Source organism: Halalkalibacter lacteus, from assembly GCF_036663595.1.
Classification (GTDB): domain Bacteria; phylum Bacillota; class Bacilli; order Bacillales; family Bacillaceae_D; genus Halalkalibacter; species Halalkalibacter lacteus.
This window is the reverse complement of record NZ_JAWRVL010000366.1, coordinates 1-248: the sequence shown is the minus strand read 5'-3', so window position 1 is coordinate 248 and position 248 is coordinate 1. Positions and strand designations below refer to the sequence as shown.

1 tRNA gene is annotated in these 248 nt (G+C 53.6%); it reads right to left on the bottom strand.

Annotation, left to right across the window (positions count from 1 at the left end):
• Window positions 1-92 precede the first annotated feature (92 nt).
• Window positions 93-163, bottom strand: a tRNA-Cys gene (locus tag SAZ04_RS22675).
• Window positions 164-248: the final 85 nt, after the last annotated feature.

The following is a 248-nucleotide window of genomic DNA, read 5'->3' as shown; positions in this document are numbered from 1 at the left end:
GACTTGAACCGGCACGATAGTCACCTACCGCAGGATTTTAAGTCCTGTGTGTCTGCCAATTCCACCACCCCGGCACGACAGAAAATATATGAAGGCGGCACCCAGATTCGAACCGGGGATAAGGGTTTTGCAGACCCGTGCCTTACCACTTGGCTATGCCGCCATACAAACAAATGGAGCGGAAGACGAGATTCGAACTCGCGACCCCCACCTTGGCAAGGTGGTGTTCTACCACTGAACTACTTCCG